The 1,566-nt window shown below is 43.2% G+C and carries 1 pseudogene; it reads left to right on the top strand.

From position 1 onward, the window contains the following. Positions 1-1,566: pseudogene (locus tag CCAND38_RS11995) on the top strand (gliding motility-associated C-terminal domain-containing protein); the annotation flags it as partial.

The raw sequence follows: 1,566 nt of genomic DNA on the forward strand, positions 1-1,566 counted from the left end.
AATGGAGCGACCCCTGATAATTGTGATGATGCTACGGTAACGATCACGGTTGAAAACAGCATCGTAGCTGATAACGATGATTTAGGACCGGTAGTATCGGGTGGTACGACTACACAAACGGTTATTAGTAACGATAAGCTTAATGGTACGCCTGTGGTTATAGGCACAGGTACGGGTGAGGTGACCCTTACACCAATCATTACCCCAACGGGCATTACGATAGATGCTACTAACGGGAAAGTAACGGTAGGAACGAATGTTTCGAGTGGAGTTTATACGTTGACCTATAATATTTGCGAGAACGGCTCGAATCCATTGAACTGTGATGATGCTACGGTAACGATCACGGTTCAAAACAGCATCGTAGCTGATAACGATGATTTAGGAACGGTAGTATCGGAAGGCACAACTACGCAAACGGTTATTAGTAACGATAAGCTTAATGGTACGCCTGTGGTTATAGGCACAGGAGTAGGTCAGGTAACGCTTACTCCAATCATTACCCCAACGGGTATTACGTTAGATGGTGACGGAAAAGTTAGTGTTGGTAATAATGTACCGAGTGGAGTTTATACGTTGACCTATAAAATTTGCGAGAATGGAGCGACCCCTGATAATTGTGATGATGCTACGGTAACGGTAACGGTTATAGCTCCAAGCGTATCAACTATTACAGCAAATTCGGATACATTCACTTCAACGACCGCAGGTGGAGAAACTGTGGGTAGTGTCTTTACAAATGATGATTTGAACGGATTGACACCAAATAGCGGTACGGTAAGTGTAACGTTATTGACTGATGGAGGACTCACAGGAGTGGTAATTAATACTGATGGTAAATTATTGATACCATCGACAACAGCTACCGAGACCAAGATATACACATTGATATATTCAATCTGTGAGAAAGATGGTGTAGGTAATGCTACTTCCAATTGTGCGAATTCAACGATAGAGATTGTAATTCCTGTCGTGCCAAGCGTATTAAATATCACTGCGAATACCGATACGTTTACAGTTACCACTTCGACCAATACGCAAACAGTAGGAAATGTGTTGGATAATGATAGGCTTGGTACGAACACACCAACAACATCTGATGTAACGATAACTGTAACGTCAACTCCAACGGGAACAATCGTACCGAACTTAGACCCTGTAACAGGAGATGTTACGGTACCGTCAGGTACTCCAACCGGAACGTATACGATAGGTTATAGCATCTGTACAAAATCAGGAACGATTACGTGCGACACAGCTACGGTAACTGTAATAGTTACAGCGGTAACGACCCCTACGGTAATCACGGCTACTGACGACCCAGTAACTGTAACGACCACAGAAAGTGGAACAGTAGTGAACGTGTTGGATAATGATAAAATTGGTACAAAAACGCCAACAACATCTGATGTAACGATAACGGTAACGTCAACCCCAACGGGAACAATCGTACCGAACTTAGACCCTGTAACAGGAGATATTACGGTACCGTCAGGTACTCCAACGGGAACGTATGTTATAGGTTATGAAATCTGTACAAAAGTAGGAACGATTACCTGCGACACA

This window comes from Capnocytophaga canis, assembly GCF_000827555.1.
Classification (GTDB): domain Bacteria; phylum Bacteroidota; class Bacteroidia; order Flavobacteriales; family Flavobacteriaceae; genus Capnocytophaga; species Capnocytophaga canis.